The 20,514-nt window shown below is 61.2% G+C and carries 17 protein-coding genes; 11 read left to right on the top strand and 6 right to left on the bottom strand.

Features of this window, described 5'->3' with window-relative positions; genetic code table 11:
- Positions 1 to 57: 57 nt before the first annotated feature.
- From ACP696_RS01045 to ACP696_RS01010, 8 genes are all read left to right on the top strand, one after another.
- Entirely contained in the window at positions 58 to 2,277 is a 2,220-nt protein-coding gene (locus tag ACP696_RS01045) for a GumC family protein (protein ID WP_426011644.1), read from the top strand.
- A gap of 168 nt (positions 2,278 to 2,445) precedes the next feature.
- On the top strand, positions 2,446 to 3,015 hold the full coding sequence (gene rfbC, locus ACP696_RS01040; protein WP_426011645.1) for a dTDP-4-dehydrorhamnose 3,5-epimerase: 570 nt from the start codon (positions 2,446 to 2,448) through the stop codon (positions 3,013 to 3,015).
- An 11-nt stretch (positions 3,016 to 3,026) separates the two neighbouring features.
- The gene (gene rfbB / locus ACP696_RS01035) at positions 3,027 to 4,085 is read left to right on the top strand and encodes a dTDP-glucose 4,6-dehydratase (RefSeq protein ID WP_426011646.1); all 1,059 of its coding nucleotides are present in this window, start codon (positions 3,027 to 3,029) and stop codon (positions 4,083 to 4,085) included.
- Positions 4,078 to 4,980, top strand: coding sequence for a dTDP-4-dehydrorhamnose reductase (gene rfbD / locus ACP696_RS01030; protein ID WP_426011647.1), 903 nt, complete (start codon positions 4,078 to 4,080; stop codon positions 4,978 to 4,980). The genes rfbB and rfbD overlap by 8 nt, the downstream gene beginning before the upstream one ends.
- Positions 4,977 to 5,858, top strand: a complete 882-nt coding sequence (gene rfbA / locus ACP696_RS01025; RefSeq protein ID WP_426011648.1) for a glucose-1-phosphate thymidylyltransferase RfbA — start codon at positions 4,977 to 4,979, stop codon at positions 5,856 to 5,858. Before rfbD ends, rfbA begins: the two co-directional genes overlap by 4 nt.
- A complete protein-coding gene (locus ACP696_RS01020) occupies positions 5,858 to 6,976 on the top strand; it encodes a DUF1972 domain-containing protein (protein WP_426011649.1) in 1,119 nt (372 codons plus the stop codon). The genes rfbA and ACP696_RS01020 overlap by 1 nt, the downstream gene beginning before the upstream one ends.
- A complete protein-coding gene (locus ACP696_RS01015) occupies positions 6,973 to 7,980 on the top strand; it encodes a glycosyltransferase (protein ID WP_426011650.1) in 1,008 nt (335 codons plus the stop codon). Before ACP696_RS01020 ends, ACP696_RS01015 begins: the two co-directional genes overlap by 4 nt.
- Positions 7,977 to 8,516 (top strand): serine O-acetyltransferase, encoded by a 540-nt coding sequence (locus ACP696_RS01010; RefSeq protein WP_426011651.1) that lies wholly within the window; start codon positions 7,977 to 7,979, stop codon positions 8,514 to 8,516. The genes ACP696_RS01015 and ACP696_RS01010 overlap by 4 nt, the downstream gene beginning before the upstream one ends.
- Before the next feature lie 10 nt (positions 8,517 to 8,526).
- Here ACP696_RS01010 and ACP696_RS01005 read toward each other — a convergent pair whose 3' ends face one another.
- The 4 genes from ACP696_RS01005 to ACP696_RS00990 all read right to left on the bottom strand — a co-directional run bounded on the left by ACP696_RS01005 (position 8,527) and on the right by ACP696_RS00990 (position 14,207).
- Positions 8,527 to 9,657 carry an acyltransferase family protein gene (locus tag ACP696_RS01005; RefSeq protein ID WP_426011652.1) on the bottom strand — a complete coding sequence of 377 codons (1,131 nt, stop codon included), beginning with the start codon at positions 9,655 to 9,657 and terminating at the stop codon, positions 8,527 to 8,529.
- A gap of 123 nt (positions 9,658 to 9,780) precedes the next feature.
- Positions 9,781 to 11,172, bottom strand: a complete 1,392-nt coding sequence (locus ACP696_RS01000; RefSeq protein ID WP_426011653.1) for a hypothetical protein — start codon at positions 11,170 to 11,172, stop codon at positions 9,781 to 9,783.
- Positions 11,169 to 12,659, bottom strand: coding sequence for a hypothetical protein (locus ACP696_RS00995; protein ID WP_426011654.1), 1,491 nt, complete (start codon positions 12,657 to 12,659; stop codon positions 11,169 to 11,171). The genes ACP696_RS01000 and ACP696_RS00995 overlap by 4 nt, the downstream gene beginning before the upstream one ends.
- Positions 12,660 to 12,866: 207 nt before the next feature.
- Positions 12,867 to 14,207, bottom strand: coding sequence for a hypothetical protein (locus ACP696_RS00990; protein WP_426011655.1), 1,341 nt, complete (start codon positions 14,205 to 14,207; stop codon positions 12,867 to 12,869).
- A 373-nt stretch (positions 14,208 to 14,580) separates the two neighbouring features.
- Here ACP696_RS00990 and ACP696_RS00985 point away from each other — a divergent pair, with 373 nt between their 5' ends.
- The 3 genes from ACP696_RS00985 to ACP696_RS00975 all read left to right on the top strand — a co-directional run bounded on the left by ACP696_RS00985 (position 14,581) and on the right by ACP696_RS00975 (position 18,372).
- Entirely contained in the window at positions 14,581 to 15,552 is a 972-nt protein-coding gene (locus ACP696_RS00985) for an NAD-dependent epimerase/dehydratase family protein (RefSeq protein ID WP_426043375.1), read from the top strand.
- Between the two features lie 881 nt (positions 15,553 to 16,433).
- On the top strand, positions 16,434 to 17,258 hold the full coding sequence (locus ACP696_RS00980) for a cell wall hydrolase (protein WP_426011657.1): 825 nt from the start codon (positions 16,434 to 16,436) through the stop codon (positions 17,256 to 17,258).
- Positions 17,259 to 17,394: 136 nt separating this feature from the next.
- Positions 17,395 to 18,372, top strand: coding sequence for an acyltransferase family protein (locus tag ACP696_RS00975; RefSeq protein ID WP_426043374.1), 978 nt, complete (start codon positions 17,395 to 17,397; stop codon positions 18,370 to 18,372).
- A gap of 3 nt (positions 18,373 to 18,375) precedes the next feature.
- On the opposite strand, the gene ACP696_RS00970 is transcribed toward ACP696_RS00975, so the two are convergent.
- The gene (locus tag ACP696_RS00970) at positions 18,376 to 19,344 is read right to left on the bottom strand and encodes a UDP-glucuronic acid decarboxylase family protein (RefSeq protein WP_426043373.1); all 969 of its coding nucleotides are present in this window, start codon (positions 19,342 to 19,344) and stop codon (positions 18,376 to 18,378) included.
- Positions 19,345 to 19,438: 94 nt separating this feature from the next.
- A complete protein-coding gene (locus ACP696_RS00965) occupies positions 19,439 to 20,362 on the bottom strand; it encodes a glycosyltransferase family 2 protein (protein ID WP_426043372.1) in 924 nt (307 codons plus the stop codon).
- Positions 20,363 to 20,514 lie beyond the last annotated feature (152 nt).

Raw genomic sequence — 20,514 nt, 5'->3', positions numbered from 1 at the left:
CTTCCCCGCCTTGAGTTTTGCAATCCCGGCCCCGGCCAACGCCCTGATGACGGTTCAATGACAAATACCATCGACACCCAGACCGCAATCGACACCCGGTCCGGCGGCGGCGGCGAGCCGCTCGACATCCAGCGCCTGTTCTCGGTCTTCCGCCGGCGAATGAAGCTTTTCGCCGCCGTTGCGATCGTGGTCGCCCTCTGCGTGATGGTCGTCATGCTGCGTCAAACGCCGGCCTACACAGCCAGCGCTAGCGTCCAGATCAATACGCGCACGGCGCGGGTGGTCGAGTCCCAAGCGGTTCTGTCAAACCTGAACGCCGATACGAGCGTGGTGGACACCGAAGTCGAGGCGCTCAAGTCACCCGAACTCGTCGCCACCGTGGTCGACGCCCTCCATCTTGAACAGGATCCCGAGTTCAACGCCCGCCTGGCTCCGCCTGGAACGGTCCAGACCTTGAAACGGCTGGTGGGTCTCGGTCACGCCGACCCCGTTCCCAGCACGCCAGCCGAACGCGAAGCGGAGCGGCAGGCGGTCATCGATGCGGTCGGTATGGGGCTGAAGGTGCGGCGCGTCGGCCTGACCTATTCCATGAATATCAGCTTCACCTCCCAGAAGCCGGTGAACGCCGCGCGGATCGCCAACGCCTTCGCCGACCATTATCTTTCCGGCCAGCTCCAGCAGAAATTCGACGCAACACGGCAGGCCAACACCTTCCTGAACACCCGCCTCGAAGAACTTCGGCGTCAGGTGCAGGACGCGGACGCGGCGGTGTCGAACTATCGGGTCGCCAACAATCTTCTGAGCTCGCAAGGCACGACCCTGACGGAACAGGAAATTTCCGCCTACAACCAGCAGCTTGCGACAGTCAAGGCGCAGGAGGCCGAGGAACGGGCCCGTCTTCGCACTGCGCGGTCGCAACTGGCGGCGGGGTCCAACGGCGACGACGTCGGCGAGGCGCTCGACTCGACGGTGATCCAGCAGCTTCGGGCCCAGCGGGCCGGCATCAGCGGTCGTGTCGCCGAAATGACCAGCCGGTACGGCCCCCGCCACCCCGATATCATCCGGGCGCAGAGGGAGCTTTCAGACATCGACGGCCAGATTCAGGCCGAGATTCGCCGCATTGTCTCCAATCTGGAAGCGCGCGTGCAGGTCGCCAACGAGCGCACCGCCTCGGTCGCCGCGAGCCTGGGCAGCGCCCGGGGCACCCTGGCGGTTAACAGCACGGCGTCGGTCCGGCTGAAGGAGCTGGAAGGCAACGCCGAGTCCGTTCGGACGATCTATCAAAGTTATCTGGACCGGTTCAAGGAAACCGGCGCCCAGGAAGGCGCCGAACAGGCCGACGCCCGGATCGTCGCCCGCGCGTCCATTCCGACCGAGCCTAGCTCGCCCAATGTCATGCTCAACGTCGCCATCAGCCTCGTGTTGGGCATGGCCGCCGGCCTCGCCGCCGTCATCCTGGCGGAAATGATGGACGCCGGTCTGGCGACCTCGGAAGAGGTCGAACGCAAGCTGGGGCTGCCCGCGATCGGCTCGATCCCCCTGATGACCTCGGTAGCGGAAGGTTCCGACAAGAACGCCAACCCGATCGACTTCGTGCTGATGAAACCCCTGTCGGGCTTCGCCGAGGCGTTTCGATCGCTGCGGACGTCGATCACCTACTCGGTCAGCGGACAGGCCGGCAAAGTCGTGGTTCTGACCTCAGCCCTTCCGGCCGAAGGCAAAACCACGACGTCGATCGGCCTGGCCCGGGTTGCGGCCCAAGCTGGCAGTCGAGTCGTCCTGCTGGACTGCGACCTGCGTCGCCGGTCGGTCACGCGCGCGCTCGGCATCGCCGTCGACGACGGCCTGATCGAGCTTCTCCACGGTTCGACAACGCTTGAGCAGGCCTTGACCCTAGACCAGGCGTCCGGCTGCTATGTTCTGCCGCTAACCCATACGACCTCTTCGACGGAGGATATCTTCGGCTCCCCGGCCATGGACCAGCTGCTCAAACAGCTGCGGACCTCGTTTGACCTCGTTTTGCTCGACACCGCTCCCGTTCTGGCCCTGGCGGACACCCGGATCCTGGCGAACAAGGCCGACATGGTGGTGCTGCTCGCGCGGTGGCGCAAAACGCCGGCGCGGGCGATCAACAATGCCGTCAAGATGCTGCAGCAGTCCGGCGCCCACATCGCCGGGGTGGCGCTGACCCAGGTCGATATGAACGCCCAGTCCAAACACGGCTACGGCGACGCCGGCTACTACTACGAGGACTACAAGAAATATTACGCCACCTGATCCGGCTCCGATCCGTCCTCAGCGGCGGATCGGTCACCTGCGCGCGAGCGGGCCGCGTGTCCGCCGCAGTGGAACAGTGGTTGCCCGTCGCAGGTCCGGGCTGGTCCCTTCTCGCCTTGCTGCACTGCACACAAGTCGGTAATCATGGCGCGTCAGAGGGGTCTTGATATGGTTGGCGTAACACTGTTGCGGCCGAAGAGATTCGGCGACGCCCGGGGCTGGTTCACGGAAACCTATTCCGAAACAGCCGCCGCCGCCGCCGGGATCACGGATCGCTTCGTGCAGGATAACCAGTCCTTCTCGGCGTTCGAGGGCACGCTCCGCGGCATCCACTACCAGAAGCCTCCCCACGCCCAGGCCAAGCTGGTGCGCTGTGTTCGCGGGTCGATCATGGACTACGCCGTCGACCTGAGACGGGGGTCGCCGACCTACGGCCGACATGTCGCGGCCAAATTGACCGCCGAAAGCGGGGAGCAGCTTTACGTCCCAGTCGGCTTCGGCCACGCCTTCGTCACCCTTGGGCCCGATGTCGAGGTGGCCTATAAGGTGACCGATGTCTATGCTCCGGACTGTGACGGCGGGATCCTGTGGTCTTGCCCGACGATCGCCATTGACTGGCCCCTGCCTGCTTCCGGACCGGTCCTGTCGGACAAGGACAACCGTCTGCCCACCCTCGCCCAGTTCGACAGCCCGTTCGACTACGACGGCCGGCCGCTTGAGCCCTTCCCCGCGCTGTGAGGAAAACCAGCATGCGAATTCTTGTCACCGGCGGCGCCGGATTCATCGGCTCGGCCCTTGTTCGTCGCCTGATCGAACACACCGACCACGAAGTCCTGGTCTTCGACAAGCTGACCTACGCTGGCGTGCTGAGCTCGCTCGAACCGGTGGCCGCCAGCAATCGCTACAGCTTCGTCCAGGCCGACATCTGCGACGCCGATGCGGTTTCCAAAGCCTTGCATGCGTTCAAGCCCGACGTCGTCGCCCACCTCGCCGCCGAGAGCCATGTCGACCGTTCGATCGACGGGCCGGGCGAGTTCATCCAGACCAATATGGTGGGCACCTTCGTCATGCTGAACCAGACCCTCGGCTATTGGCGTGATCTGCCGGACGCCGACAAGGCCGCCTTCCGGTTCCACCATATCTCGACCGACGAGGTCTTCGGCTCCCTGGGCGAGGACGGCTTCTTCAGCGAGACAACCCCCTACGATCCGCGCTCGCCCTATTCGGCGTCCAAGGCCGGGTCGGACCATCTGGTTCGCGCCTGGGGCCACACCTACGGCCTGCCTGTTCTGGTGACCAACTGCTCCAACAACTACGGCCCCTATCATTTCCCCGAGAAACTGATCCCGCTGATTATCATCCGGGCGCTGAACGGCGAGCCCCTGCCGGTCTACGGCGACGGCTCCAATGTGCGTGACTGGCTGTTCGTCGACGACCACGCCCGCGCCCTGCAGGCGGTGTTCGAGACCGGCGCGCCCGGCGAGACCTACAACGTCGGCGGCAACGCCGAGAAACAGAACATCGAGGTGGTCACGACCATCTGCGCGATCCTGGATCGCCTGCGGCCCAAGGCCAACGGCCAGTACGCCGACCAGATCACCTATGTGACCGACCGTCCTGGCCACGATCAGCGCTACGCCATCGACGCATCGAAGATTCGCGCCGATCTGGACTGGACCCCGTCCGTGACCTTCGAACAGGGCATTGAACAGACTGTGGCCTGGTATCTGGGCAACCAGTCCTGGTGGCAGGACATCCTCGACGCTCGGTATTCGACCCAACGTCTGGGTGTCGCTGCGAATGGCTGACCCGGTCCACATTCTGATCACCGGCGGCGCCGGCCAAGTGGGGCGTGAGCTTCTGGCCGCCGCCTGGCCCGAAGGCGTGGTCCTCCACGCGCCGGCGCGAGCCGAGTTGGACCTGAGCGACCCCGCCTCGGTTAGGGCCGTCTTCGCCGCCCGGCCCTTCGCGGCCGTGATCAACTCCGGCGCGCACACCGCTGTCGACAAGGCCGAGACTGAGGTCGCCGCCGCCTTCGCCGCCAACGCCATGGGCCCCGCAGTCCTGGCCGACGCCACGCGCGAGGCGGGAATCCCCCTGATCCAGGTCTCGACCGACTATGTGTTCGACGGCTCCAAGGACGGGTTCTACCTCGAGACCGATCCGGTCGGGCCGCTGGGCGTCTACGGCGCCTCCAAGCTCGCCGGCGAACTGGCGGTGCGCAGCGGCAATCCCCGTTCGGTCGTGTTGCGCACGGCCTGGGTGTTGAGCATCCATCGCGCCAACTTCCTCAAGACCATGCTGCGGCTTGCGGTCGACCGACCTGCGCTGCGGGTCGTTGAGGATCAGGTCGGCTGTCCGACCTCGGCGCACGATATCGCCGACGTGCTCAAAACCCTTACCGTGGCGATGATCGCGAACGCCGACGCCCCTAGCGGCGTCTATCACTTCGTCAACGCCGGCGAGACGAGCTGGGCCGGGCTCGCGCGCGAGGTATTCGCGCTGAGCGCCGCAGTCGGCGGGCCATCGGCTTCGGTCGAGGGCATCGCCTCATGCGAATACCCGACCCCGGCGCGACGCCCGTCCAACTCGCGTTTGTCGACCGACAAACTGACGCGCGATTACAAGATTGCGCCCCGCCCCTGGCAGGCCGCGGTCGCCGAGATCGTCGCCGACCTACACGCCGAAAGGGCATCCGCATGAAGGGCATCATCCTGGCCGGAGGATCGGGCACGCGCCTGCATCCCATGACCCTGGTCACGTCCAAACAGCTGATGCCGGTCTACGACAAGCCGATGATCTACTATCCGCTGTCGACCCTGATGCTGGCCGGCATCCGCGAAGTGCTGATCATCTCGACGCCGCGCGACGTTCCCAGCTTCCAGGCCCTGCTGGGCGACGGTTCGCAGTGGGGGATGGAGATCCAGTACGCCGTCCAGCCCAGCCCCGACGGACTGGCCCAGGCCTACATCATTGGCGCGGAGTTCGTCGGCGGCAGCCCCTCGGCCCTGATCCTGGGCGACAACATCTACTACGGCCACGGCATCATCGACCTGTTCACCAGCGCCATGACGCGGACGCAAGGCGCCACCGTCTTCGCCTATCACGTGGCCGACCCCGAACGGTACGGCGTGGTCGAGTTCGACAAGTCAATGCGAGCACTGTCGATCGAGGAGAAGCCGGCCGATCCCAAGTCCAACTGGGCGGTGACGGGCCTTTATTTCTACGACAGCAGCGTGGTCGACATCGCCCGCGATCTGAAGCCCTCCCCGCGCGGCGAGCTCGAGATCACCGACGTCAACCGGATCTATCTGGAACAGGGCACTCTATCGGTTGAGATCATGGGCCGCGGCTACGCTTGGCTGGACACTGGAACACCTGACAGTCTGATCGAGGCCGCCGAGTTCGTGCGCGTACTCGAGAAGCGCCAGGGCTTCAAGATCGCCTGTCCCGAGGAGGTGGCTTTCAACAAGGGATTTATCGACGCCGACCAGCTCGAGGCGCTAGCCGCAAAGCTCGGCAAGTCGGACTATGGAAAATATCTACGCAACAGCGTCCTGGCCCAAGCAAGGACCGATTGATGTCTGCAGAGCGCTCGCTCTACATCCTTGGCACGCGCGGCGTGCCGGCGGCGCACGGCGGGTTCGAAACCTTCGCCCAGCGCTTCGCCCTGCACATGCGCGACAAGGGCTGGGCCGTCACCGTTTACTGTCAGGCCGACTCAGGTCCGGCGGGTGCGACGATCGACGACTGGCAGGGCATCCGGCGGGTCACGTTCGTGGCGGACGCTGGCGCCACCGGGACGATGAAATTCGACTGGGCCTGCACGATGCACGCCATGAAGGAACGAGGCGTGATGCTCGTTCTCGGCTACAACACCGCCCTGTTCAGCGCCCTGCTTCGCCTGACGGGCAATCCCCTTCTGATGAACATGGACGGCATCGAGTGGAAGCGCGCCAAATGGCCGTGGCACGGGCGCATCTGGCTCTATTTCAACGAGTGGATCGGAGCCCTGACCTCCAACACCTTGATAGCCGATCACCCGGAAATCGCTCGGCATCTGAAGCGTCGCCGGCGCGCCGCAGACATCGTGATGATACCCTACGGCGCCGATCTGATCACCGCGGCTCCGACCGAGCCGGTCGTGGCGCGTGGCCTCGAGCCCGGTCGGTACGTGATCTCGATTGGACGGATCGAGCCCGAAAACAACATCCTGCCGATGATCGAAGCCTTTGCCAGCAAGCCGCGCGATCTCAGCTTCATCTGCCTGGGCAAGCTGGAGCCCGGCAAGAATGCCTACCATGACGCGGTAATCGCCGCCGGCGCGGGTCGGGTAATCTTTCCCGGCGCCATCTACGACCCATCCGTGGTTCAGGCCCTGCGGTTCCACGCCGCCGCCTATTGCCACGGTCACAGCGTCGGCGGCACCAATCCCTCGCTCGTCGAGGCGATGGGCGCCGGTAACGCCATCATCGCCCACGACAATCCCTATAATCGATGGGTCGCGGGCGACGGGCAGTGGTACTTTGCCGACGAGACGATGTGTGGCGCCGCCTTCGACGAGGTGGATAAGGGCGGACAACCGCTGATGCTGGCTCGCCAGGCCATTTTGCGTAGATATGAAGAAAACTTCCTCTGGCCGGAAATTCTGGCGGAATACGAAACGGCCTGCGCATCGGCAGCGGACGCTATGCAATGACCCGCGCTCCACCTGTCGTGAACGTCCTCCACGTAACTAACGCCTATCCCTATCCGGAAGTGCCGGAATACGGAATCTTCGTCAAAGAACAGATCGAATCCGTCGCCGCCGCCGGCGTTGCCACCAATCTGGTCTTCATCAACGGCCGTCTTGAGGGCAAGAGCGCTTATCTGAAGGCGATCAAGGCGATCCGCGCCAAAGCGCGCCACGCCGATGTCATCCACTGCCACCACCTGTATTCAGGGCTGGCGACCTATCTGGCCTTTACGGGCAAGCCGATTGTTCTGTCGTTCCTGAATGACTGGCTACACGAGATGGACGGCGTCAACAGCACAGTCGCCAGGAAGGCTCTGTGCAATCTTGGCGTGATCCTCGCTCAGCGCGTTATCTTCAAAAGTCCCATCCCGCCGCAGTTCGTCGGCAACGACAAGTTCGTCAATCTGCCCAACGGTGCGGACGCTAAGCGTTTTTATATCACCGACCAAGCCCCGGCCCGCGTACGTTTGGGACTGGATGATGACGCCTTCTATCTGCTGTTCGTGAGCTCAAAGGACCAATACCGGACGCAGAAACGTTATGACCGTTTCAGGGCCTGTATCGACCGCCTGCAGGCGGCCCACCCGGAGCGCGACGTCCGCGAGCTGATCCTGGTCAACCAACCTCGCGAACGGGTGCTGGACTTCTTCAACGCCGCCGACGTCCACCTGATGACATCCGATTTCGAAGGCTCTCCGAACTCGGTCAAGGAGGCCCTCTGTTGCGGGATTCCCGTCGTGACCACCGATGTGGGCAATGTGCGCGACATGCTGGACGGCGTGCCGTACGCCTTTGTCTCGAACGCCACGGAGGAAGCGGAGCTGGTAGGGCTGGTCGAACGATTGTTCGAAACCCCTGTGGACCGCCCCGCCATCCGGGATGGCTTCCTAAGCAAGGGCATCAGTAAGGAAGTGGTCTTGGCGCGCTTGATCGATATCTACAAAGCGCTGTCCGCGAGAAAAGCATGATCTCGCCAAAGGGGCGCAAATTGTCATTTATAGATATCCTGAAAGCGGATCTGAGGGCGAACCTGAAGCCTCAAAGTCTTGTTGGGTTTCTCAACGGGTTTGTGTTTTCCCCCGGCTTTCGGGTAGTTTTCTTCTATCGTTGCAGTGTCAACCTTGAGAAAGCAGGTCGCATAAGTCACGTCTTGGGCAAGATGATTTGGCGCCTGAATGTTGCGCAAAGCGGTTGCTACCTTTCACCACTTTCCGTGATCAAAGAAGGTCTGTTTTTGCCTCATCCAACGGGAGTAGTCGTTGGCGAAGGCGTGGTGATCGGTTCAGATGTTACGATTTATCAGCACGTTACGCTGGGCCGTTCGCATCGAGACACCCCTTCCTACCCAAAAGTGGGGAATGGAGCGGTCATCTATGCAGGCGCGGTTATCGTAGGCGACATAAGGATCGGTGATGAAGCGGTGATTGGCGCAAATGCCGTCGTGCGGACAAACGTGCCGGAACATGCGCGCGCTGTCGGCAATCCCGCCAGAATTTTGAGCTGAAACGGTCGGTTTATTGACCGTGCGCCGTGAGTTTTCCCCGCCGACCGGCCAGAGACTTTATTTGTTCGTTCAGTCGGCCGGTCACCGGCTTTTCAAATAAAATGTAAACAATAGCTGCGGCGCCAACCGACGCTAATACGCCGGTAGCGCTGCTGACGGCAAACCAACCTGCCCCGGTCTGAGACGGCGGCAGCAGGCGATTCATGACCTCCGGCACGATTGGACCGATCATCGGATGGACGAGGTACAAAGAATAGGACGCGGCGCCAAGGAACAGCACCGGCGTAGGGACGAATTTCCCAAGCCGATCTTCGAGACCCGCCGACGACCAGATGATCAGCGCGCTCAGGATGCCCACTGCCAGGCTTGCCCTGCCCGTATCGACGCCGACTCCTTCCAAGAACCGGGTGACGCCGCCTTGCGGCGCAAAAAGAAGGATCAAGCTGAGAAGCAAGACGCAGATCATAACGGTCGGATCGGCTTTCCGACCAGAAATAACAATTTTAGCGACAACCATGCCAAACACGAAATCCAGCACGATGCCATCGGCAAGAAAGTATGCCAGCACCGGCCACTGATCAGTTTTGAATAGGGAAGCAATCGCAAAACTAAGCATGACTAGAGTTGATACAATAAATGGGTCGCGTCGTATCAAAAGTGCGATCGAGAACACAATATAGAACAACATCTCGTAGACGAGCGTCCAACCTACACCAAGAAGTGGCTTTATTTCTCCATCTAGATTTAAGCTCGGTATGAATAAGTAAGACTTTAATATATATGGAATATCAAGCTCGGCGTGAAGAACATAGTTCGCTGCAACGATAAGGGCGACAACCTTAACCGTGGTTATAACCCAATAGAGCGGCGCTATTCGCGCCATGCGCCTTAAAATGAAGGTCAGCCATTCGTTGTTTTTACTGGATCGTCTCTGGGTGGAGATGATCATTACAAAGCCGCTGATTACAAAAAACAACGCAACGCCCCTCGATCCCTCCGAGTATATGTTAAAATCGTTGTTCAAACGCTCCGATGTATAAAAAGTGCAATGGCAAGCAACGACAGTTATGGCCGCGATCATTCTTTGAAGCTGAATGATGTTGAATTTTGATGGAGAGGAAGCAGTGGCGCTGACGCTCAAAACAATCTCCTTAGCCGAGTTTACAAAAACTACTCGCTCAGGCGCTTTTGTTAGACTTTTAATATGGGTAGAATGTCCTCAAATTGTGTTCCCCCGGTATCAAATCCAGAACTGCTCAAGACGTTAATCCGTCCGTTCCTGCTGATTGTCCAGGTGGCGAATGCGGCGTTTTCTGGCGATGAAAGTGCGTGCGCTATAGCCAAATCCTAGGGCGGCCGCAAATAGAAGCAACTCGTTAGTGAATGGTGCTGACGCGGAAGATATAATCAGTATGGCGACAACTATAGAAAGGGAAAGTCTCCTATAATAGACTGTGGATGAGTTGTGAGAGAATTTGGGCGAGTTCAGCCTCCGGACTAGGACGGCCATGAACGTGACGTAGGCTGCAAAACCAATCCATCCGGCCTCGCCGATGATTTTGGGCCAGAACACGTCCTGAAGAAAATTACTGTATTCGGGACTTCCGCCGTACAATTTGTATATGTTGTACCTGTAATAGACGTCGCTGTAACCGTACTGGTAGGACGGAGCGCTTCCAAATGTGCCGCCGCCAGACCCAAGGGGGAAATTCTCATTGGCTATAGCTGGAGCGACCTCCGTCATTGCGCCGCGTACCGTAGGGATCGCACTTTCACCGACAAACATTCCAGCGTGCCCGAGAATCGCGTCGCCGATGTTGGTGCTGTAGAGAACGACCGCGGCCCCTCCCACGATGCACAGGGCGAGAACCGCTTTCCCCAGACGACCGCCATGGGCGCTGCCTGCGATGATCACCACGCCGATTAGGAAGGCGGCGATCTCCTTCACCGACAAGGTTATGAGCAGGGTGGCGCCAAAGGCGAGCGCCAGCCAAAGGAATAGTTGTTGCCGACGTTCCTGGAACAAGGTGAATGCGCCAAGGCCCGCGAGACAATAGAGCCATGCAGCTTCGGTGTGGTGGTGTAGCAACGCGCGCGGTTGCGGGAAGCCGCCCTTGATGGTCAGGTGCGCGCCGTAAATGTCGGAGCCCCGAGCCAAATCGAGAAATACGAAGGGCAGATTGATCACGGCGAAGACGGCTAGGGTGTAGACGGCGACCCGAATGATCTTTTCGGGTTCGGGGCTTCGGGCAATCAAAAAAGCCAGTGCAAAAGTGAAGATCGCAATCTTTGCGTCGAGCACGGCAGCGACAAGCGCGGCGCGCGGTTGAGGCACGCCGCCATACTGGCTCAGATAGCCCCCGAGGATCAACACGATCAAATAGACGAGGAAGAGAAGGCCAGGGATACGACCGGGCCGCGACACGGCGAACATCAAGGCCAAAGGCAGAATGGCGAGAGCAGTAAGCTCGTCCAGCAGCGTAGACTTGTATGACGTTTGAACCAAAAGAGCGATGTAATGCGCCGCGATATAACCAGCACACAGGATCTGTGCAACTGTCTGCCAGCGAATCGAGAGGCCGGACGGACGCGGGCCCTGTGTCCCGACGTGTCGATCAATCTGCGGGAGATGTTGGTTGTTCGTCGCTGTCATCATCGGTTCTCGGGTCTAAGGGGGCGCCGCAACACACTGGAAGCCAGCGACCGACTTATCGTTTGGAGCCCGCAACCATCCAACAGAAACAGAACCATAAGATAGGAGCCTCCACAAAGGGCCGTTTTTAGCGCTAGGCCCACCAAGGACGACTCTGTTGGCACAAGAGAGACAGCCATCATGACCAAACACCCTGCCACGATGGCAGCGAGATCGCGCAAGGGCCAGACTGGCCGGATGGCTCTGATCAACAGGACGCTCGAAACCACCAAGGCTGCGGCCGCGCTGGCCACATAGATGCCGACCACACCTACGAGGTTGATTTTAAATGCCGTAGTCGCGACCAGAGTCGTTACACCCAGCACTCCGATATTGATCAATGCGCCAGTGAGAACCAATTTGGATCGGCCATGAGCGTAGAAAAAGGGATCTACGACGTAAATTCGCACGCAAATCAGAAATGAAGCTAAGGTCAGCGGCATGACCCAAGCCAGATACTCGATCCGAAATGTCGATGGCACCAAGACGGCCGCCATTTGCTCCTGAACGGCGACAAAGCCTATGAAGGCTGGTGCCAACACCCCGAACGCTGCGGAGATGTGGATGCGTCCTTGGGCAACAAAACTCTCATGCGTCTCGAATTCTACAGCCCTGTTCAACTTCTGAACCAGAATAAGTGACGCCACCATGCCAATGGCCGAGAGCCCTTTTTGTGAGAGGTCGAGCGCCAGCAGAAAGCCACCGACCGACGCCTTTCCCACGCTGACCACGGCGGCGGACCGGACGATGTTCGGAGCCAAAATCGCCACGATGGACGCCGCCGCGCCGGTCAAACCGAAGGCGAGCAGGAACTTTAGTTGATCCGGGGCTATCCGGCCAAAGGGATTGCCCCAAGGCTGTCGTAAGCTGGTGACCACGGTCGCAGCGGCATAAGATCCGGCAAGGGCCAGAGTGGCCAAGATCCCGTCGCGTGTCACCAGGGCCACAGCCGCGAACATGGCCAGGCTGAGGATCGCGCGGCTGAGCAAGGAGACCGTGAATCGGCTATCGTCGCCAGCAGCGCGGGCGAAGGCCTGTCGCGCATCGAATACGCCCTGGGCCGCTGCATAGAGGGCGATGATCGCTCCCAGTTTGAACGGCGTCGAGGCTGCAGGCAGGCACAGGATCAGCGCGCCCCCCGTCGCCAGCACCATGACGGCGACGGCGTAGAAGACGACCAATGTCCGCCGCCGCCGATCGGCTAGATCATTGTCGCGGCCGTAGGCGTATCGGAGGCCGGCCTGACGGCTCCATTCGAATAGAAGGGTCGCCGCCAGCTGTCCGTAGCCGAACAGCAGGCTGAACTCGACATATTCCGAACTCGGCAGGAAGTGGGGAGCCAGCAGGCTGAGGATCAGGCCGGCGGCAGTGGCCAGCAACGCCGCCGCAGGCATGGCGATCTTGATCAGCCGCCCGCCGCGCCGCTGGCCGGCCGTCCCGACCTCGGTCATTTCCCGTGGGACTCGCGCCACGACGCCACGAACGGGTTTATGAAGTATTTTGTTTCTAAATCGCATCAAACATCGCGGCGTCCGCTTCCAAAGGGTTCGTGGAATCCGAAATCATGTTCGGATGAACACGCGGTGTCAGATCTCAGTCTCGATTTATAGGAGAACTATATCGCATAGCTGAATAAGGCCGGGTTTTGCGTAAGCATTTCACCCGCATCGATCACGACTCCAGGCTCGCGTCCTCATGATCAATCTGGATCGTATTGGAAACTGCCCACGCCAACGCGATAAGCGGCGTGTCCGTGATCGTCCGTGTGGCCGTGCTGCCCCCGCGTCGAACCCGGTCACGCTGCGAATCTCCGACGCCCACCCGAGCTCCACTCTCGAAGAGTTACCGTCCGCGCACCACAGCGCCTGACCCTCGCGTCCCTGGGCGGTTCTGATCGGCACGCGGAATACAGGCCCAGCCCGGTCCAAGGCGCCGATCGCCCCGCCCGCCAGCAGCCCGGACAGGTAGGTGAGCGCCGCACCGGGAGGCAAAACCTTGTTATTGCTGTTGAAGTCTAGGAGTCTTATGGCGCTGAACTTCTTGTCCGCCGCGTAGAAATATTGCCGCTGCAGAGCCTGGGCTTGGCACTGGTCCATGACGCGAAACGGCTCGAAAACATTGCTGCCCGATCGCCAGTCCACGAACCCCCCTGCTCTCGGAGCCCCCGGAACTCCCCCCCAGCCAAATTCCGTCGACCACATCGGGAGGTGTCCGAACCCTTCCGCGACAATGATCTCGCGCAAGCCCCGGACGAGTTCATAGATGGCCTCAGGCTGCCGGGGCATGACGTAGGTGTGCACGGAGACCACGTCGATCGATCGAGGATTCGCCTTGAACAGCACGCGAAGATAGGCCCGGAGATAGCTCCCCCGATCACCAAAGGATTGAGGACAGGCGCTCAGAACCTTGACCCCCGGCCGAACAGAGCGCGCTGCGGCTGATTGGGCTAATGTGAGATCAACGAGATCTTGAATACTGCCCGTGTAGAAATGTCTGTTCTCGGGCTCGTTCCAGCATTCGACCGCGGTGATTTGCGGGTATCGCTCAAGCAGCGCGGTCACGAAGTTCGCGGCGTCCGCGATAATACGGGGCGGGGCCGGTCGGGTCCATCCCGAGGTCTCCATCTCCCCCGACGCCCAGTTCGGCGTTTGGCCAAGGCAGTAGATGATGTCGTCATAACCGACGGTCCAAATCCGCATTTCGGCATTGAGACGAGACCAGTCATACCGCCCCCTCGACGACTCAATTCGCCACCAGGGCACGCCGCAGTCCCAGATGCGAAGAGACCGGCAGCCGAAGGTGTGACGCGGCGTGTTCAAGGGCGTCGTACCGTCCTGATCCCACCCCGTGACACCGACCAGATGCATGCCGAATGCATGCGGATCGATCCCCTTATCCGGCGTCGCGTCCGCTTCCTGGGCACCGCCGGAGCGCCCGGATTGCTGCGGCAGAAAGAGCCCCGCCGCCGCTGATCCCGAAGCAATGGCAAACGCCGCCAATCCAGTGGCTCTCCGGGACATGTGTATCAAGGAACGACCCTTAAACGCTGGTTTTTGAATATTATACTTTCGAAACGGCAAGCCGGTCGTCGTCTATACGCGTGGCGCGATCTCGGTCCTCACCACCGGTAAGTATTATCAGTGCCTAATGGAGTTTCTACCCGGTCTTTTCGTTCTCGTCTTGCTCGATCGCACGAATGATTTTTGACGAACGGCAGACGACGGTCGATCGAACCTAAGGCCGTAGCGGCGTTGCATCATGACCGTGCAGGGATTAAGCCTTCCTGGCCGCCGCCTCACTTTTGGATGTGAACGCTGGCGGTCAGGCTCATGCCTTCCTCTCATAACGTACTCTATTTTCCGGAATCACCTGATGACCGTCATCGTCACCGGCGCCGCCGGCTTTATCGGCATGCACGTGGCCGAACGCCTTCTTCAGCGAGGCGAAACCGTCATCGGCGTGGATGTGTTCAACGCCTATTATGACCCCGCGCTGAAGGCGGCCCGGGCCGAGCGGCTGGCCTCCTATCCCGCCTTCCGCATGGAGCGGGCCGACATCGCCGACGAAAAGGCCATGCTGAATCTGGTCAAGGCGACGGGCTCCGAACGCGTCGTCCACTTGGCCGCCCAAGCCGGGGTGCGCTATTCGATCGAACATCCGTTCGCCTATGAGCATTCAAACCTCAAGGGCCACCTGTCGATCCTGGAGGCCTGTCGCCACGCCGGGGTCGAGCATCTCGTCTATGCCTCGTCGAGTTCGGTCTATGGCGACCGGCCGCTGGACGGTCAGGGCTTTCGCGAGGACGATCCGACCGTCTCGCCGGTGTCGCTCTACGCGGCGACCAAGCGATCGTGCGAACTGCTGAGCCAGAGCTATGCCGCGCTGTACGGCTTTCCCCAGTCCGGTCTGCGCTTCTTCACCGTCTATGGACCGATGGGCCGGCCGGACATGGCCTATTTCGGGTTCACCGGGAAGATCATGCGCGGCGAGCCGATCGAGGTCTACGGCGAAGGCCGCATGGCGCGCGACTTCACCTACATCGACGACATCGTTGATGGGGTCGTCGGGGTGCTCGACAACCCTCCGGCCCACGGCGCCCACGAAGTCTTCAACATCGGCGACTCCAAGCCCGTGGGTCTGATGGAGATGATCCGGATTCTCGAGACGGCGCTCGGTCGCGAGGCGGTCAAGATCATGCGGCCCATGCAGCCCGGCGACGTCACCGCCACCTATGCCGACGTCTCCAAACTTCGCGCCCTGACGGGATACGACCCCAAGGTAGCGCTGGACGACGGCCTGCCGCGCTTCGTCGACTGGTGGAGAAGCTGGAACGGCCTCAATTAATTACTCAGTTCTCGGGATAGGGAAGATGAGTTCCAGCTGAGCCTTATAGGTGGTTCGGCAACGGGTCAGGATGATCGTGAGACCAAAAGGCGCCGCCATTTACGATCAGGTTATCAGATAACCAGGCGGGACCGATGTAGAATTGGGTTTTGCCTTGCGTGCCCATCCTCCAGATAGACGTCGCGCAGATCCGAAAGTCTGCATCTTGGCAGCAAATTGATCTGGTCGAAGTCGAGGGCGCGGAACACGTCTTATTTGGTGACGAAAACGACAGCGTCGGTGCCCTCAAGCGTCAAGAGCAGGCGTTAATCGTTGACGTCGATCCAACAAGTTGCTCTAGGCCAGACTCGATGATCAAATCCCGCCCTTTAAAAGACGCTCGATCTTTGACGAACCCTTGTCGATACGGGTGGCGGCGTGGCCAAAATCCGCAAACTGGCTCGTGAAACAGCCTGACGTATCCAGTTCTGGTCATCGCAACGGGCATTTTTGACGTTGGAACCGGCGTCATTGACTAGCGTCATCATCTGACTCCCCGCTCACTTGTTGGGGCCAACAATTCTTAGGCGTTGCTCTCGATACGCTCCTAAGAGACAGCTGTTTGTACTATCAATCCGTTCTCGTTCGACATTGAGCAGTCTGGAAACCGGGATCGATGAATGCCTAAGAAAATTCTGTGGCCCACGGTTTGGGCCGCGCTGGCGCTTGCCGTGGCGACGGCCGTTGGGCTGCTGTATCCGCTTGCGACGGGGCCCGGACGTCCGGCAGCCCGGCCAGCTGCGGGTTTGGCGCAGGCCAGGTTGCCCCTGCCCCGCCTTGCGCCTGAAAGCTTTACGTTATCCCCAGAGGACGTACAGCCCTTGACACCCGAGGAGGCGCGGATGGCGAATGCTGCGATGCCGCCGTCGAAGCTGCCCATTCAGCCCGCGCGGCCGTTCATCGCTCCGGTCGCTGACGTCGAATCCTATGGCCGCGCGCTCGATTGCATGACCGCTGCGGTCTACTACGAAGCGGGATCGGAAACGCCACAAGGCCAGGCGGCTGTCGCTCAGGTCGTCCTGAACCGCATGCGACACCCGGCCTATCCAAAGACGGTTTGTGGTGTGGTGTTCCAAGGGTCGGAGCAGACGACGGGCTGCCAATTCACCTTCACATGCGACGGCTCTTTGGCGCGAACGCCGTCGGCGTTGGGCTGGACCCGGGCCCGGGCCGTCGCCGGTGCGGCCTTGAACGGCGGCGTCGCCACGGGTGTCGGGATGGCGACTCACTATCATGCGGATTTCGTCGTGCCCTACTGGGCTCCACGCCTCGTGAAGATCGGGCAGATCGGAGCCCACATCTTCTATCGCTGGCCGGGCGCCTGGGGCCTGTCGTCCGCCTTTAGTGGCAGGTACGCCTTGATCGAACCGGTAGAGAGCCGGATTGCGGCGCTGAGCAGCTTCGCGCTCCGGGCCGTCGATCTCGAATCCACTTTTGTCTTGCCTGACTTGCCGCCACTGGATTCCGTCGCGCCCGTGCCTGCCGCCGCGCCCCGGGTCGTGCTACAGACCAGCGCAAAAGCTATCGAAATCGACATCAGCCCGGCCGCGCCTCAGGTCCGGGCGGCCGCTGTCACGCCCCGCGCTCCCCAAGCGCTGGCGGATCCGCTCTCCGCCACCCCAGCCACCCCGGCGCGATCCCGACGCATCCCGGCGCCGCAGAACTAATTCGCCTCCTCACGCAAACAAGCGCCGCTGCACGATGCAGTACACAAGGCGTATCCGACAAGGACCCACCAGCCTTTACCGGGTTTCGCGGAGCCTGTAACGCAGAGCTATGGGATGGCTAAACTCCGTACAATGCATGCGAGGCGTCGCCGCTCTGGCGGTGGTCGTCTATCACGCCTTCATTTTCGTGCATGGCGATGTAACCACCGACCAGTGGCCGATACTCGGCATGGGCGGTGTCGACCTGTTCTTCGTCATCAGCGGCTTTGTGATGTGGGTGGCGTCCCGGGCCCCCGGCCAAACTCCGATCGCCTTCTGGAAGCGACGGATCGCCCGGATCGTGCCGCTCTACTATGTCCTGCTGAGCGTCTTCGCCCTGTTGCTGGCGTCGCGGGGCCAGTTCGTTTCGGTTTGGGAATTCATTCAGACCTTGCTGTTCATCCCCTACACCAATAGCCTGACAGGTGAACCCGGACCCTTCTTGCAGGTCGGGTGGTCGCTCAACTACGAAATGCTGTTCTATCTCATCTTCGGAGCGGCCCTGCTGCTTCCACGCTCCTGGAGGCTGCTAGCCGTCGCGGCGGCGCTGGTCGGCCTGATCGGCCTCAAGGTCCTGCATGCCACAGGACCGATCATGGTCGCCCTGACCAGCGTCAAATGGCTGGAGTTCGTCGCCGGCATGCTGCTCGGCCTGTTGGCCGAGCGGGGACTGCCGCGATCGAGCGTGGGCGGGCTGGCGCTGATGACCGCAGGGTTGGCGATGCTGGTCTTGGTGCACCTTATGGCTCCGGGCTTGCCCCCGACCCTCATTTTCGGCCCGCCTGCCGTTCTGATCGTGCTGGGCGCCCTGTTGGCTGAACCCGTCTGGCGCCTCACCGCCGTCGCGCCCCTCGGCAGGCTCGGCGACATCTCCTATTCGCTCTACCTGTCTCATCCCATCTTCATGGAACTGGCCAAGGCTCCGCTGCAGGGCGCTCCCCCGCTCCTCCGCGTGGCCCTGTTCATAGGCGGGGCTATACTGACGGGGATCCTCGTCTATGCCGCGATAGAGAAACCGACGGCGGACTTCTTTAGCCGACGCCGCGCGGCGCAACGCGCGGTCGTGGTGGCCTGACGCTCAGGCGGCCTTGCCGCCGAGTTGGGCTTCGAAATAGCGAATGGTCTCGGTCAGACCCTCGCGCAGCTGTACCTTGGGCTGCCAATCGTCCAGCAAAGCGCGCGCCTGGGAAATGTCGGGCAGCCGTTGTTTCGGATCATCCTGCGGCAGGGGTTCAAACCGGATCTTCGATTTCGATCCGGTGATCGCCAGCACCTCGCTCGCCAGCTCGATCATGGTCATTTCCACCGGATTGCCCAGGTTCAGCGGCCCTGTGACTTCGTCACCCGTGTTCATGAACTTGTAGAATCCGCCGATCAGATCGTCGACATAGCAAAACGAACGTGTCTGGCTGCCATCGCCGAAAATGGTGATGTCGTGTCCCTGCAAAGCCTGAACGATGAAGTTGGAGACCACCCGCCCGTCGTCGGCCCGCATCCGGGGACCGTATGTGTTGAAGATCCGCGCGACCTTGATGCGCAGGCGGTGCTGTCGGTGGTAATCGAAAAACAGGGTCTCGGCACAGCGCTTGCCCTCGTCATAGCAAGAGCGCGGGCCGATGGGATTGACGTGACCCCAATAATCCTCGGTTTGGGGATGCACGCTCGGGTCGCCATACACCTCGGATGTCGACGACTGGAAGACCTTGATCTTGAGGCGCTTGGCCAGTCCCAACATGTTGATCGCCCCGATCACGCTGGTCTTGGTCGTCTGAACCGGATCATGCTGATAGTGCACTGGCGAGGCCGGACAGGCGAGATTGTAGATTTCGTCTACCTCGACAAACAGCGGAAACGTCACGTCGTGGCGGAGCAGTTCGAACCGCGGATGAGACAACAGATGGGCGACGTTGGTCCGCGATCCGGTGAAGAAGTTGTCGACGCAGAGGACCTCGTGTCCCTCCCTGATCAACAGGTCGCAGAGATGAGACCCCAGAAAACCGGCGCCGCCGGTGACCAGTACGCGTTTTCCGGAGGAGGGCTGGTTCAAGGCGTGCATCATTCGGGTCCGGATCGGGAGACGTCGAGCGCCGTCATAGGACAGAGGGATTGACAAGCCGATAATGAAGCTGGGCTCGTCAAGCTTAGGCGGACCTGGGTTGGGCCTGCATGAGCGCTCTCAGCTGGCGCCGGAAGCTCTCCGGAGCAAGGCGGAAGAAGCCAAAGGCGAAGAGCTGTCGAGGGGTCGGGGCACCGTAGGTCCAGGCCGCCCGAAGCAGGGGCCGGAAGGCTTCGTTGGCGCCGTTGCTGGCCGCCATCTGGGCGACGACGGTCAGACAGAAGCCGCTAAAGGCTTTTCGGCTCAAGACCTCGCGCATGCCCATGGCCCACTCAATAGAGTTCCGCCAAGTATAGGTCCGGCTCAGGGAGGCGCGCTTTTCCGGCACGTAATAGGTCACCAGAGGCTCGCGTACGGTGATCAGCCGATAGCCGTGCTGCTTGACCGCACGAATCACAAGCTCCCACTCCTCGTGTTGTTTGGTGTCGGTGAAACGGGCTAGGGCAAACAGGCTGCGTGGCATCATCAGGGAAGAGGTTTGAAGGAAGCTCTCGCCGCCGCGCGTCCAGCTGTGGCGCCCAAACAGCCATTCATCGACGGGCATATCCTCGGCGTAGGGAAGGCTGGGACGCACGAAGGTTCCGTAGGAGCTGACGGCGTCCGAAAGGGTCATGATGATCGCCGGCCCTTCCGGCGCGGCGGCCAGCTGCGCGGCCAGCTTGGTTGGCATCCAGTCGTCGTCGTCATCGAGGAAGGCGACCCAGTCGGCGGTTGCAGCGTCCGCTCCCGTATCGCGCGCCTGGCCGGCGCCGCGCTTGCCCTCATGGCTGATGACCCGCAGCCGCTCGTCGTCGATGGCTGCGAGCGCCGCGCAGGTCGCGGGATCGTCACCGTCAATGACGACGATCACCTCAACCTCGACTCCCACTTGGCCCAAGGCGCCGCGCACCGCCCGGCTGACCAGCTCAGGACGCCCAAAGGTGGGGATGACAACACTCACCTGCGGCATTGATTTCTCCGGCGCATCCTAAGATCGATCGATGGCGGATCGCTGGCCCGGGGTCAATCGACACAATCGAGATGTGTTCTCGCTGTCCCCGTCATCTTTCGTAATCCACGAGCGGTTAAGGAAAGCCGACAACGTTGCGATACCTTTTCGGT

The sequence above is a fragment of the Caulobacter sp. DWR3-1-2 genome (assembly GCF_049896225.1).
Taxonomy (GTDB): domain Bacteria; phylum Pseudomonadota; class Alphaproteobacteria; order Caulobacterales; family Caulobacteraceae; genus Caulobacter.
The sequence above is the reverse complement of the archived record's forward strand: the minus strand, read 5'-3'. Positions and strand labels throughout refer to the sequence as shown.